Source organism: Pantoea sp. RG18, assembly GCF_025910075.1.
In the GTDB taxonomy this organism is placed as follows: Bacteria; Pseudomonadota; Gammaproteobacteria; order Enterobacterales; family Enterobacteriaceae; genus Pantoea; species Pantoea agglomerans.
The window spans coordinates 191,899-204,448 of the sequence record NZ_JAPCIL010000015.1 but is presented as its reverse complement, the minus strand read 5'-3'; the positions used below and the strand labels follow the sequence as shown (position 1 = coordinate 204,448).

At 57.5% G+C, this 12,550-nt stretch carries 11 protein-coding genes; 3 read left to right on the top strand and 8 right to left on the bottom strand.

What is annotated here, in order from left to right; translation table 11 throughout:
* Positions 1-4 precede the first annotated feature (4 nt).
* Positions 5-913 carry an AraC family transcriptional regulator gene (locus tag OK409_RS17255; protein ID WP_010249021.1) on the bottom strand — a complete coding sequence of 303 codons (909 nt, stop codon included), beginning with the start codon at positions 911-913 and terminating at the stop codon, positions 5-7.
* Between the two features lie 203 nt (positions 914-1,116).
* On the opposite strand from OK409_RS17255, the gene dkgA reads away from it, so the two are divergent.
* A complete protein-coding gene (dkgA, locus tag OK409_RS17250; protein WP_010249022.1) occupies positions 1,117-1,941 on the top strand; it encodes a 2,5-didehydrogluconate reductase DkgA in 825 nt (274 codons plus the stop codon).
* Between the two features lie 98 nt (positions 1,942-2,039).
* Here the strand turns inward: dkgA and ftsP are convergent, their stop codons facing one another.
* The 4 genes from ftsP to OK409_RS17230 form a co-directional block, all read right to left on the bottom strand.
* The gene (gene ftsP, locus OK409_RS17245) at positions 2,040-3,470 is read right to left on the bottom strand and encodes a cell division protein FtsP (protein WP_010249023.1); all 1,431 of its coding nucleotides are present in this window, start codon (positions 3,468-3,470) and stop codon (positions 2,040-2,042) included.
* A gap of 141 nt (positions 3,471-3,611) precedes the next feature.
* Complete coding sequence (locus OK409_RS17240; protein ID WP_010671121.1) at positions 3,612-4,349, bottom strand: 1-acylglycerol-3-phosphate O-acyltransferase; 738 nt, start codon at positions 4,347-4,349, stop codon at positions 3,612-3,614.
* Positions 4,350-4,394: 45 nt separating this feature from the next.
* Positions 4,395-6,668 (bottom strand): DNA topoisomerase IV subunit A, encoded by a 2,274-nt coding sequence (gene parC / locus OK409_RS17235; protein ID WP_010671122.1) that lies wholly within the window; start codon positions 6,666-6,668, stop codon positions 4,395-4,397.
* Positions 6,669-6,860: 192 nt separating this feature from the next.
* Complete coding sequence (locus OK409_RS17230) at positions 6,861-7,625, bottom strand: transporter substrate-binding domain-containing protein (RefSeq protein ID WP_061703106.1); 765 nt, start codon at positions 7,623-7,625, stop codon at positions 6,861-6,863.
* Positions 7,626-7,792: 167 nt separating this feature from the next.
* On the opposite strand from OK409_RS17230, the gene OK409_RS17225 reads away from it, so the two are divergent.
* Together OK409_RS17225 and OK409_RS17220 are read left to right on the top strand one after the other, a co-directional pair.
* Positions 7,793-8,374: an NAD(P)H-dependent oxidoreductase gene (locus OK409_RS17225; RefSeq protein WP_010249028.1), complete on the top strand. Its 582-nt coding sequence runs from the start codon at positions 7,793-7,795 to the stop codon at positions 8,372-8,374.
* 48 nt (positions 8,375-8,422) lie between these two features.
* Positions 8,423-8,731 (top strand): putative quinol monooxygenase, encoded by a 309-nt coding sequence (locus OK409_RS17220; RefSeq protein WP_010249029.1) that lies wholly within the window; start codon positions 8,423-8,425, stop codon positions 8,729-8,731.
* Between the two features lie 295 nt (positions 8,732-9,026).
* On the opposite strand, the gene OK409_RS17215 is transcribed toward OK409_RS17220, so the two are convergent.
* From OK409_RS17215 to yqiA, 3 genes are all read right to left on the bottom strand, one after another.
* Complete coding sequence (locus OK409_RS17215) at positions 9,027-9,926, bottom strand: LysR substrate-binding domain-containing protein (protein ID WP_010671124.1); 900 nt, start codon at positions 9,924-9,926, stop codon at positions 9,027-9,029.
* A gap of 94 nt (positions 9,927-10,020) precedes the next feature.
* The gene (gene parE, locus OK409_RS17210; protein WP_010249031.1) at positions 10,021-11,916 is read right to left on the bottom strand and encodes a DNA topoisomerase IV subunit B; all 1,896 of its coding nucleotides are present in this window, start codon (positions 11,914-11,916) and stop codon (positions 10,021-10,023) included.
* 49 nt (positions 11,917-11,965) lie between these two features.
* Entirely contained in the window at positions 11,966-12,547 is a 582-nt protein-coding gene (gene yqiA, locus OK409_RS17205) for an esterase YqiA (RefSeq protein WP_010249032.1), read from the bottom strand.
* Positions 12,548-12,550: the final 3 nt, after the last annotated feature.

The window sequence follows — 12,550 nt, the reverse complement described above, 5'->3', positions numbered from 1 at the left end:
CCACTCAGGCGGACGGATCCGCTACCGTCTGCCGCACACGATTCACCTCTTCCCCTGGCGTCACGCCAAAATAGCGCTTAAATTCCCGCGAAAACTGTGAGGGACTTTCATAGCCAACCCGCACCGCCGCTGCACTCGCTTTCAGTCCATCGTGCAGCATCAGTAATCGCGCCTGATGCAGGCGATATCGCTTGAGATACTGCAGGGGCGAGGTCTGCGTAACCGCTTTAAAGTTATGGTGAAAGGCTGAAACGCTCATGTTCACTTCCGCCGCCAGCGCATCGACGCTGAGGTTTTCCGCATAGTGATTCTCAATCCGTCGCAGGGCACGCGCGATCAGGCTGAATTGCGTCTGTCGGCTCACCAGTGAGAGCAGCGCACCACCAATCGGGCCAGTCAGCACGTAGTAGATAATCTCCCGCACGATGTGCGGCCCCAGCACCCGCGCATCGCGCGGCTGGGTCATCACATCAAGCAGCCGCTCAGCGGCACACAGCATCGGTTCCGTCAGCCACGCCGAGTGGATCCCCGAGGTCTGCGGCTGGGGCTGGAACTGATCGTCATCGCCGATTTCAATCAGCAGATCCTGCAGGCTGGCGGTATCGACATTAAGGCACAGCCCGGCAATCGGCACCTCTGGCGAGGCCCAGGTTTCGCACTCCACCGGCAGCGGCACGGTGAGCATCAGGTACTTGCTGGCGTCATACTGAAACACCGTGCTGCCGAGATAGCCGGTTTTGCTGCCCTGAAACAGGATCACAATGCCGGGCTGATACATCATCGGCGTACGGGGACGATATTGATTAGCGTAAATCAGCGACACATTTTCGACCGGACAAAGGCGGTCGTGACCATGGGTCATTAATGTGACGACCTGCTGCGCCAGCCGGTGACACAGGGCATCGTGCGCCATAGCGACTCCTTTTACGGGCAAAAAGCCAGTGTGCCGTGCGAATGCCTGAATCACCAGCAGCCTGGAGAATCAGGCAAGAAATTTACCGGATCGGGCATGCGGCAGAACCGCTGTTGTTGCCTCAGCTAAGCAGGCTGAGAATTGTTGGCTAGACTTAAGCACAGTGAAATCTCACGGATTAACCGCAACGGAAAGGAGCAACTATGGCAGACCAACCCATTATCAAACTGCGCGATGGCAATATGATGCCGCAACTCGGACTCGGCGTGTGGCAGGCCAGCATTGAAGATGCACGTCATGCGGTGCTGAAAGCGCTGGAGGTCGGCTATCGCTCAATCGATACCGCCGCCGCCTATAAGAATGAAGAGGCGATTGGCCAGGCACTGCAGGAAACTGACGTGCCGCGAGAAGAGATTTTCGTGACCACCAAACTCTGGAACGACGATCAGCAGAACGTTCAGCAGGCGATGGAAACCAGCCTGGAGAAACTGAAACTGGAGCAGGTTGATCTCTATCTGATGCACTGGCCGTGCCCGGAAAAAGACAATTATGTCGATGCCTGGAAGAAGATGATTGAACTGCAGCAGCAGGGGCTGACTAAAAGTATCGGCGTCTGTAACTTCCATGAGGCGCATCTGAAGCGACTGCTGGATGAAACCGGTGTCACGCCGGTTGTGAACCAGATTGAGCTGCACCCGATGCTACAGCAGCGTACGCTGCATGCGTGGAACGCACTGCATCAGATCCAGACCGAATCCTGGAGTCCGCTGGCGCAGGGCGGCAAAGGGGTCTTCGATCAGGAGATCATCAAGTCGCTGGCGAAGAAATATGGCAAGACGCCGGCACAGATCGTGATCCGCTGGCATCTGGATAGCGGCCTGGTGGTGATTCCGAAGTCGGTCACACCAGCCCGCATTGAAGAGAACTTTAAGGTGTTCGACTTCCGTCTGGACAAGCATGAAGTGAGCGATATTGCGAAGCTGGACAGCGGCAATCGTCTGGGGCCGGATCCGGAAACCTTTAACTAAGGCTGGGCGTCACCAGGTGACCTCACCTTATCTGCCCTGCGGCTGGGGCAGCTAACGATTAACGCGGTCAGACGGGCTCTCCCTGCCTGACCGCGCTGTTATGCGCTGGGCTGCACCACCAGCTGACCGGCAGTACCGCGGTCGGCCAGTTCCAGCGTCTGACTGTAGTAGACGAACGGGAAGTGATCTGACGAACTTTGCGGGAAAGTGACCATCAGTTCCACGCTGCCATCGACCCACACCGTATCTTTCCAGCCACGATCTTCGCCCATCGGCTGCGCACCATTGACACTTTTAATCAGGAACATCACGCCCTGGATATGCAGCGACTGTGGCCGGTCAGCATGCAGGATCCAGCGCTCAAAGGTGCCCTGCTGTGCTGTGGTGTCAATGCGGCTCATATCCCAGATCGCGCCGTTAATGCCCGGCATGCTGTCACCGATGCGGAATTCACGGGTGCGAACCGCCACGCCATCCAGAATCTGATCGGCCAGCAGCCGCATCGGCAGATTATCCGTCACCAGCGGCAGCAAGCCGGTTGGCCGCAGCGTCAGGATCAGGGTTGACGTCAGAATAGAGGATGGCTCAAAGAAGCCGCGCAGCCGATCCATAATGCCCGCCGCCGTACCTGCGGTAATCGACACTTCATCGCCCTGCGACATATCCACCAGCACTTCGCGGCGTTCGCCCGGCGCCAGTGACAGGCGCTGCACCGCGACCGGCGCAGGCAGATAGCCCTGATCGCTGGCGATGACCATAAACGGGCGATTGTCGCTGAGCACCATCTCATAGCGGCGCGCATTCGAGGCGTTCAGCAGACGCAGACGCACCCAGCCGCGTGATACCTCCACAAACGGATTGCGTACGCCATTCACCAGCAGCGTGTCGCCCAGGAAACCACCATCCTGCGGCGGGTCATAGACCGGCGTGGCAAAGTTATCGAGCCGCTTGTCCTGAATGATAATCGGGAAGTCATCGACGCCGTAATGCTTCGGCAATGGCAGCTGCCTGCCAATATCATCTTCCACCAGCCACATCCCCGCCAGTCCGTTATAGATGTGCGGAGCCATGCGGTTCGGTGTATTGGCGTGATACCAGCAGGTTGAGGCCGCCTGACGAATCGGCAGCACCGGCGACCAGTCGACACCGGCTGACATCATACGCGGCGCGCCCCCCATCAGCGCACCCGGCAACTGCAGGCCGCTGATAGTCATGGAGACCGGCTCGTTCAGACGATTGCTGTAGATCAGCTTAACGTCATCGCCGCTGTAAACCCGGACGGTCGGGCCAAGATAGAGGCCATTAATGCCCCACACCGGCACTTTGTTGTTGTCGCCATTAAAAGACCAGTGGCTGCGCTGCATTGTCAGGAACAGCGGCTGGCCGCGACGGGATTCCAGCAACGGCGGAACCGGAAGTGGCGTATCGCCATTAGCTGAAGAAGCGGCACGCGCCGCATGAGGTAGTACACTGGCGCTAAGCGCCGCTCCGGCAGAAAGCTGGATGAACTGACGTCTGCTGAAAGACATAAAACTTCTGACCCTTTACGCGTGGCGCTAAGCGCCGACCCTGTTTTTATTGATCTGTTTTTGCTGTGCTGCGTTCACGGCGGGCGGACGTGCCCCGCCGTGCGGCATCCCTGCAGGATAGTTCGGCGAATGGTTCGCCGGTCAGATATTTCCGTTTTTTTCGCGTTCTGCGACTTCGGCGTTCAGCTCTTCCAGCTTTGCCGCCATCAGTTCGCGACAGTGGGTCGCCAGCTTACGCACCGACGACGACTCGAAAGCCTTTACATCAATTGGTGGCAGCATCTCAACGATCACCAGCCCGTTTTTCCAGCGATTGAGGTTGATCTTGCCATGCGTGTTAGAGACCACAATCGGAATGATCGGCACACCCGCCGCCACAGCGGCGTGAAAGGCACCGGTTTTAAACGGCAGCAGGCCACGACCACGGCTGCGCGTTCCTTCCGGGAACATCCAGATGGAGATGCGCTTACTGTTAAACTCATCTACCAGCTGACCGATCGTGCCGCGTGCTTTTGCACGGTCATCGCGATCAATCAGCAGGTTCCCGGTCAGCCAGTAGAGCAGGCCAAAAAATGGCACCCACAACAGGCTCTTCTTGCCCACCGTCACCGTACAGGGCTGCACCATTTTAGCCGCGGTGACCATGTCGTAGTTGTTCTGATGGTTCGCGATGTAGATCGCATTACCATAATTCTCAGCACCTTCCGGTCTGCGCAGTTCTACTTTAAGGCCAAACACCGTCGACAGTTTGCCGAACAGATGGCCAAATGTGGCGACATGACGCGGATTGCGCGGTGAAAACAGACACCAGATACAGCCAGATATACAGACTAAGATCGAATAGATGACCACAATAATGGCACGCAGAATCAGTAACATAGTTCCCTCATTGAGCCACGGCTGACGCGGTGTCAGCCGGGTAGTTTACGCTTCGCTATCCGGGCTCGCCGGACGCGCAGGCGCATCCAGTTCAACACGATCAATTTTTTGCAGGCCGCGCGGTAACAGCGTGCCGCGACGTCCGCGATCGGCGCGGAATTTTTGTAGCTCTTCACTGCGCAGCAGCATTTTACGCTTGCCTACGTGCAGCGTGATAGCGCTGCCCGGCGGTAAAATCATCAGCCAGGCCAGTTTGTCCTGACCGGCGGCCGCTTCCGCGGATGGAATCGAGATGATTTTGTTGCCCTTGCCTTTCGACATCTGCGGCAGCTCCCCGACCGGGAACATCAGCATCCGTCCCGCCTGGGTAATCGCCAGCAGCATGTCATCTTCATGATGGACGGCCATCGGCGTCATCACACGGGCGTTTTCCGGCAGCGTCAGCAGCGCTTTACCGGCGCGGTTGCGCGACACCAGATCGCTGAAGGTACAGATAAAGCCGTAACCCGCATCAGAGGCCATCAGCAGGCGCTGATCATCCGGCTCCATCAGCACCTGTTCAACTACCGCACCCGGCGGTGGCGTCAGCTTGCCGGTCAGCGGCTCGCCCTGCCCGCGCGCTGAAGGCAGCGACGTCGGATCCAGAGTGTAGCTGCGGCCGGTGGAGTCGATAAAGGCCACCGGCTGATTGCTCTTGCCGCGTGCCGCAGCCAGATAGCTGTCGCCGGCTTTGTAGCTGAGTCCGGCTGGATCGATATCGTGGCCTTTGGCGCTACGCACCCAGCCCATCTGCGACAGCACAATGGTCACCGGTTCAGACGGCACCAGCTCGGTTTCGCTCAGGGCTTTGGCTTCTTCACGCTCACGCAGCGGCGAGCGACGATCGTCGCCGTAGCTGGCGCTGTCAGCCTGTAACTCTTTTTTCAGCAGGGTGTTCATCTTGCGTTCAGAGGCCAGCGTGGCCTGCAGCTGATCGCGCTCTTTTTCCAGCTCCGCCTGCTCGCCACGGATCTTCATCTCTTCCAGTTTTGCCAGGTGGCGCAACTTCAGTTCGAGGATCGACTCGGCCTGGGTTTCGCTGATGCCAAAGCGTGACATCAGGACCGGCTTAGGCTCATCCTCAGTACGGATGATCTCGATCACTTCATCGATGTTCAGGAACGCAACCAGCAAACCTTCCAGGATATGCAGGCGGCGCAGCACGCGATCCAGGCGGTGATTCAGACGACGTTTGACCGTATCGCGGCGGAACACCAGCCATTCGGTCAGGATCTCATGCAGATTTTTCACCGCCGGGCGGTTATCCAGCCCGATCATGTTGAGGTTAACGCGGTAGCTCTTTTCCAGATCGGTGGTGGCGAACAGATGGTTCATCACCTGATCGAGATCGACGCGGTTGGAGCGCGGAACGATCACCAGGCGGGTCGGGTTTTCGTGATCCGATTCATCACGCAGATCCTCCACCATCGGCAGTTTTTTATTGCGCATCTGGTTCGCAATCTGCTCCAGCACGCGCGCGCCCGACACCTGATGCGGCAGCGCGGTAATCACCGCCTCGCCCTCTTCCTTCTTCCAGACTGCACGCTGGCGAATCGAGCCGCGACCGGTCTGATAGATTTTGCGGATCTCGTCACGCGGCGTGATGATCTCCGCCTCTGTAGGATAATCAGGCCCCTGGACAATATCCAGCAGCTGTTCCAGCGTGGTTTTCGGTGAGTCGATCAGTGCGATGGCGGCCTGAGCCACTTCGCGCAGGTTGTGCGGCGGAATATCGGTCGCCATACCCACGGCAATCCCGGTGGTGCCGTTCAGCAGAATATTGGGCAGGCGCGCCGGTAACATCTTCGGCTCCTGCAGCGTGCCATCAAAGTTCGGCTGATAATCGACCGTCCCCTGACCCAGCTCACCCAGCAGCAGCTCGGCATATTTTGACAGGCGGGATTCGGTGTAACGCATCGCCGCGAACGACTTGGGATCATCCGGTGCACCCCAGTTACCCTGGCCATCGACCAGCGGATAACGGTAGGAGAACGGCTGCGCCATCAGCACCATCGCTTCATAACAGGCGCTGTCGCCGTGCGGATGGTATTTACCCAGCACGTCACCTACGGTACGCGCCGATTTTTTGAATTTTGCGCTGGCGCTCAGTCCCAGTTCGGACATGGCGTAGACGATACGTCGCTGAACCGGCTTTAATCCGTCGCCAATGTAAGGCAGGGCGCGGTCCATGATGACGTACATCGAATAGTTTAAGTACGCATTCTCGGTGAATGTGTGCAGGGCAAGACGCTCTGCACCATCCTGAGTCAGTTCACTCATTAATTTCTCATCCTCACATCGTGGCCCACAACGGCGGGACACCCGGCGGTGGTTTGGCGAGGATAGTACCTTATTCGCTGGTGTTAGTCACAGGGGAAGCGCGGGAGAGCAGGCGTCCCGCCGCGCGATTTCATGTGCCGGAGGCACGCCGGATTCAGACCGGCAAGTGTCTGACCTCTCTGCGGAAGTGGATCAGGGCTTTGCGCCCATCCACTGGCGGGCAATGTCACGATATTCACCAGTGGCGGTGCTGAGATGCAGCCACTGATCGACATAGAGCTTCCAGCTGATGTCGTCACGCGGAATCATGTAAGCCTTCTCGCCATACTGCAGCGGTTTGTCGGGATTGATCGCGCAGAGCGTCGGGTAATGTTGCTGCTGAAAACGCGCTTCAGAGGCATCGGTGATCATTACATCCGCCTTGTTGTCCACCAGTTGCCGGAAGATGGTGACGTTATCGTGGAACAGCGTCAGTGAGGCCTTTGGCAGGTGGCTGTGCACAAAGGCTTCGTTGGTGCCGCCTGCCGGTTCAATCAGCCGCACGTCAGGCCGGTTAAGCTGTTCGATGGTCTGGAAGCGATCTTTATCGCTGCAGCGCACCAGTGGGATTTTGCCATCCACATCCAGCGGCCGGGCGAACCAGGCGGTCTGCTGGCGTTTCAGCGTGACGGAGACGCCGCCGACGGCGATATCACACTGCTTTGCCAGAAAATCGGGCATCAGGTTTTTCCAGCTGGTTGGCACCCACTCCACTTTCGCGCCGAGCGAGGTAGCCAGCGCGTTCGCCATGCTGATATCCAGCCCTTCATACTGACCATCGGGTCGCAGGTAGCTGTAAGGCTTGTAATCCCCGGTGGTGCAGACCTTAAGCGTTTTAGAACTGAGGATGGTGTCGAGATGAGATTGTGCCTGGACAGCACCGGTGGCCAGCAGCAAAGAGAGGACAATTTTTTTCATTTTGCGTTTTTCTATAATTGTTTCACAGTGAGTTTGCCTGCCGATGGTGCCATAAACCGGCGCATTGTTGCTTCCACAGCAAAAGTGTTGTGATCAACCTCCCATTTTTCTGCGACCGCAGCGCGCGTAAGCTAAGCGCCATATTCAGGAAATGAGGCAAACAATTCATGAGCAAGATTTTAATTATCGATGGCGGCAAAACCTTTGCCCACTCTAAAGGCGAACTGAACCACACGCTGACCGACGTTGCGGCCAGCCAGTTGCGTGACATGGGGCATGAGGTGTCTGTGACCCTGGCTGACAGCGACTACGTGGTCGCAGATGAAGTGCAGAAATATGTCGACAGTGATGTGGTGATTTATCAGATGCCAGGCTGGTGGATGGGCGAGCCGTGGACCGTGAAGCGTTATATCGATGAAGTCTTTACCGAAGGCCACGGCTCGCTCTACGCCAGTGATGGCCGTACCCGTTCTGATGCGGCGAAGAAATATGGTTCCGGCGGTCTGCTGCAGGGCAAAAAATATATGCTGTCACTGACCTGGAACGCGCCGCTGCAGGCCTTTACCGATCCGGAGCAGTTCTTTGAAGGCGTCGGCGTCGACGGTCTTTATCTGCACTTCCACAAAGCCAACCAGTTCCTGGGCATGGAAGCGCTGCCGACCTTTATCTGCAACGATGTGATTAAAGCGCCGGACGTGCCACGCGATATTGCCGCTTATCGGACCCATCTTAGTCGCGTTTTTGCGTAAGATGGCTGGGGGATACCCCCTATTTTCTCACGAAAGAGGAATTCGCGAATGTTAACAGTCGTTGCTGAAATTTGTGTCAAACCCGGTCGCCGTCAGGCCGTGCTGGATGCGGTGAAAAAACTGATCCCGCTGGTTTTAGAAGAAGAAGGCTGCCATCAGTATGACGCGCTGCTGGACCATCAGGCGCAGGTGCCGTGGAAACAGAACTCGCCGGACTCCATTTTTATGCTGGAACAGTGGGAAACGCTGCGTCATCTGGAGCAGCATCAGCAGATGCCGCACATGGATGCGCATCGCGCCATCATTAAAGATGATGTGGTGGATGTGAAGATTCTGGTGCTGGAACCCAGCGCCTGATTCGTGCTGAAGGCTTAACCCCTTTTCGGTAAACGGGGTCAGGCTGCTGACAACCTCAAACCTGAGTGCCTCTGGCAGCAATGAATTAGCTCAACGCGAAGGGAACACGGTCAGAAGAGGAAAGCGTCCCGCGCCAGGGATGGCGCGGGTAGAGCGACCAGGGACTGGCTTGAGCGCCTTTCCGATCTGACCGTGTTCCCTGTGCAAGCACAATCTCACAGCGAATCCGGCCAGACTTGCCAGCATCTCCAAACCCCTGCCCTATGACAGGGGTTTTTTATTATGGCAGGAGAGATCATAGCAGCTGACGCCGATCAATCTCGGTGCGGAGAAAATCCAGGAAGCAGCCGATACGCGAAGAGAGCGTGGTGTTGCGGTAATAGACCGCATGCACCGGCAACCGCAGCTCGCGGGTTTCAGCGGGGAGAACCGGCACCAGCCGTCCTGCCGCGCAATCTTCCCGGCTGACAAAGTCGGAGAGGCGTGCGATCCCCTGTCCTGCCAGCGCCAGCTGCCGGATGGTTTCGCCGCTGGAGGCAGAGATTGTGGGCTTAATGCGCATGAAATCGCCATCAGGCTGCCAGATCGGCCAGACGTTGTGCGCCTCAAGATGGCTGAAGCCGATGATTTGATGCTGCGCGAGATCGGCCACGCTCTGCGGGGTGCCCGCTTTCGCCAGATAGGCCGGACTGGCCATCAGCCGGATCGCACTGCTGCCAAGCATCCGGGCGCGCAGCGTAGAGTCGCGCAGTTCGCCGATGCGAATGGCAATATCCGTTTGCTGCTCCAGCAGATCGATCAGGATATCGTCAGTATTCAGTTCAAGCTGGATCAGGGGATAGCGGGCGCGGAAATCGTCCACCAGCGGCACAATCACATGCAGCATAAAAGGGGTGGCGGCGTTTACCCGCAGCCGCCCTGACGGCATCTCGCGCCGCAGGGCTATCTGCTCTTCGGCCTGCTCAACCGAGGCCAGGATCTGTCGCGCATGCTCCAGAAAAACCTGTCCCTCTTCGGTCAGCGCCAGCCGTCGGGTGGTGCGATGCAGCAGGGTGGTCTGCAGCTTGCTCTCCAGCCGGGACAACGCCCGGCTGATGCCCGAACTGGTCTGCGCCAGCTGGGATGCCGCCGCGGTAATAGAACCGCTGTCCACCACCGCCACCCAGGCACGTAACTCTTCCAGGGTAATTTTCACAAGGATTACTGTCTCTGCTCTGAATCTGCCGGGTTCTCCGGGGATGTGCTGGCTGAAGCACAAAGAGAACAGGACGCTTTCGCGTCCTGTTTTTTTACACTTCGATATCGGCCTTGTCGCCTTTTTCCTGCAACCAGTTACGCCGGTCTTCGGAGCGTTTCTTCGCCAGCAGCATATCCATCATGCGCAGCGTCTGGTCGATATCCTCTTCACTGATGGTCAGCTGTACCAGACGGCGGGTATTCGGATCCAGCGTTGTTTCGCGCAGCTGCAAAGGGTTCATCTCACCCAGCCCTTTAAAGCGCTGAACGTTAGGTTTGCCCTTTTTGCGTTTCAGCTGCTCCAGCACGCCCTCTTTCTCATCTTCATCCAGCGCGTAGTAGACCTCTTTACCGAGATCGATACGGTAGAGCGGCGGCATGGCAACGTAGACGTGTCCGTTTCTGACCAGTGAACGGAAATGTTTCACGAACAGGGCACACAGCAGCGTGGCGATGTGCAGACCATCCGAGTCCGCATCCGCCAGAATGCAGATCTTGCCGTAGCGCAGCTGTGAAAGATCTTCGCTGTCGGGATCGATGCCGATCGCCACGGAAATATCATGCACTTCCTGCGACGCCAGCACCTCATCGGAAGAGACTTCCCAGGTGTTAAGGATCTTGCCCTTAAGCGGCATGATCGCCTGATATTCACGATCGCGCGCCTGCTTGGCCGAGCCGCCTGCCGAGTCCCCTTCGACCAGGAACAGTTCTGTTTTATTCAGATCCTGCGCGGTGCAGTCCGCCAGTTTGCCCGGCAGCGCCGGACCGCTGGTGAGCTTTTTACGCACCACTTTTTTGGCTGCCCGCATACGTCGCTGGGCGCTGGAGATCGCCAGCTCAGCCAGTTGCTCTGCGATCTGGATATTCTGGTTCAGCCACAGGCTGAAGGCATCTTTTACCACGCCAGAGACAAAGGCTGCGCACTGACGTGAAGAGAGGCGCTCTTTGGTCTGCCCGGCGAACTGCGGATCCTGCATCTTGACCGACAGCACATAGGCGCAGCGATCCCAGATATCTTCAGCAGAGAGCTTCACGCCACGCGGCAGAATGTTGCGGTATTCGCAGAACTCGCGCATCGCATCCAGCAGCCCCTGACGCAGGCCGTTGACGTGAGTCCCGCCCTGCATGGTCGGGATCAGGTTAACGTAGCTTTCAGTTAACAGCTCGCCGCCTTCCGGCAGCCACAACAGCGCCCAGTCAACCGCTTCCACATCGCCAGCAAAGCTGCCGACAAACGGTTTTTCCGGCAGCGTCGGTAAGCCATTCACCGCTTCGCACAGGTAGTCAGTCAGGCCATCTTCGTAGCACCAGGTTTGTTCGGTATTGTTCAGCTTGTCTTTAAAGACAATCTCAACGCCAGGACAGAGCACCGCTTTGGCTTTCAGCAGATGTGATAAGCGTGACACCGAAAAACGTGGGCTGTCGAAGAAGCTTTCATCGGGCCAGAAATGGACGCGCGTGCCGGTGTTGCGTTTAGCCACCGTGCCGGTAACCGTGAGATCCTGGACTTTGTCGCCATTCTCAAACGCCATGTCATAGATTTCGCCATTACGGCGCACCGTGACTTCGACGCGTTTTGACAGGGCGTTAACCACCGAGATACCGACGCCGTGCAGGCCGCCCGAGAACTGATAGTTTTTATTGGAGAACTTGCCGCCCGCGTGCAGACGACACAGGATCAGCTCGACGGCAGGCACGCCCTCTTCCGGGTGAATATCCACCGGCATGCCGCGACCATCATCAATAACTTCCAGCGACTGGTCAGCGTGCAGAATCACTTCAACCCGCTTCGCGTGGCCGCCCAGCGCCTCATCGACGCTGTTATCAATCACTTCCTGACCCAAATGGTTGGGTCGCGTCGTATCGGTGTACATCCCCGGGCGACGGCGAACAGGCTCAAGGCCAGTCAGGACCTCAATGGCATCCGCGTTATAGTTAGATTGACTCATCGTAAATGTCTGATTAGAAGGGTGAAATGGGGTGCGATTTCCGCATTACTCAGGGATGATTCAGACCGAGAAAGTCCAGAATCTGCGGGAAATGGCGCTCGAATCCAGTAAATGCATGATTTCCGCCCTCTTCTACCGTGTGACGGCACGCGCTGTAATAGTCGAGCGCCTGACGGTAATCGAGAACTTCATCGCCGGTCTGTTGCAGCAGCCAGAGTAAATCGGGCGCTTCCAGCGGTTCAATCTGCATTACTTTCAGATCGTAAATGTGGCGTGACTCTAACACATATTGCTGGCCGGTGTAGGGATTCTGATTTTCACCCAGGAAATCCGCCAGCAGCTCAAAAGGCCGCACCGCAGGATTGACGACCACAGCAGGCAGCATAAAGCATTGCGACAGCCAGGTGGCGTAATAACCGCCCAGCGACGAGCCTACCAGCCCCAGCGTTTCGCCACTGCGGCTCAGTACCAGATCTTCCAGCATTGCGGCGGCATCGGCCGGAAACGTCGGCAGCTGGGGCACGATCATTTCGATCTCCGGATGCTGCGCCTCTAACCATTGCCGGAACTGCGTCGCCTTAGCCGACTGCGGCGAGCTGTTAAAACCGTGCAGATAGAGTAATGCCGCCACGCG

Bases quoted from the DNA above. Each gene is read 5' to 3' on its own strand.
- OK409_RS17255 (WP_010249021.1), bottom strand. From the start codon at position 913: ATGGCGCACGATGCCCTGTGTCACCGGCTGGCGCAGCAGGTCGTCACA.
- dkgA (WP_010249022.1), top strand. From the start codon at position 1,117: ATGGCAGACCAACCCATTATCAAACTGCGCGATGGCAATATGATGCCG.
- ftsP (WP_010249023.1), bottom strand. From the start codon at position 3,470: ATGTCTTTCAGCAGACGTCAGTTCATCCAGCTTTCTGCCGGAGCGGCG.
- OK409_RS17240 (WP_010671121.1), bottom strand. From the start codon at position 4,349: ATGTTACTGATTCTGCGTGCCATTATTGTGGTCATCTATTCGATCTTA.
- parC (WP_010671122.1), bottom strand. From the start codon at position 6,668: ATGAGTGAACTGACTCAGGATGGTGCAGAGCGTCTTGCCCTGCACACA.
- OK409_RS17230 (WP_061703106.1), bottom strand. From the start codon at position 7,625: ATGAAAAAAATTGTCCTCTCTTTGCTGCTGGCCACCGGTGCTGTCCAG.
- OK409_RS17225 (WP_010249028.1), top strand. From the start codon at position 7,793: ATGAGCAAGATTTTAATTATCGATGGCGGCAAAACCTTTGCCCACTCT.
- OK409_RS17220 (WP_010249029.1), top strand. From the start codon at position 8,423: ATGTTAACAGTCGTTGCTGAAATTTGTGTCAAACCCGGTCGCCGTCAG.
- parE (WP_010249031.1), bottom strand. From the start codon at position 11,916: ATGAGTCAATCTAACTATAACGCGGATGCCATTGAGGTCCTGACTGGC.